This window comes from Synechococcus sp. R55.7 (assembly GCF_047461955.1).
GTDB lineage: Bacteria > Cyanobacteriota > Cyanobacteriia > Thermostichales > Thermostichaceae > Thermostichus.
Window position 1 is genome coordinate 1 of the sequence record NZ_JANSIC010000522.1, and the last position, 532, is coordinate 532.

The window sequence follows — 532 nt, forward strand, 5'->3', positions numbered from 1 at the left end:
CCTGCGGATCCTGAGCATGACGCTTCCCGAAGACCTGAGATTGTCTCAGCACTTGGCTCTGATCCAGTTGAGGTTCGAGCGAGGACAATACCGGCAGGCGCTAGAGGAGGTTAAGCAGGCCCAAAGCCGCTATCCGCAGTCGGGTAAGCTACGGCTCTGGCAGGCCCTGGCCCAAGAAGCCCTTGGCGAAACGCAGGAGGCCATCCTGTTGGCCCAAACCTTGCTGCGCAACCCAGATCCAGAAGTTGCCCAGCAGGCTCGCTATGTCTTGGGTATCTGGCAAGCCCCTCGTCTGCGGCGTCCAGCGGAGTGGTTGAGCGAAATTCCCGATCTCAGCCGGCTGGAGGAAGCTGATCCCCCAGAGTACCGCTTGGCCTATGGGCGCTCCCAACGCAAAGGCCCTTCCCCAAGATCTGGGGATCCCCTCAGCCGCCGGGCAGCGGATCCCCCGTTGGACACTAAGCCCCTCATCTGGGTGTTGATCGGGATCCTCTCGACCCTGCTGGCCGTGATGGCTTGGCTGCCCTAGAGG

The 532-nt window shown here is 62.0% G+C and carries 1 protein-coding gene; it reads left to right on the top strand.

The genetic code is table 11. The features are described 5' to 3' along the window. The coding region (locus NW820_RS13475; protein ID WP_414407784.1) for a hypothetical protein at positions 1 to 529 on the top strand (529 nt) is incomplete at its 5' end. Between the last annotated feature and the right edge of the window lie 3 nt (positions 530 to 532).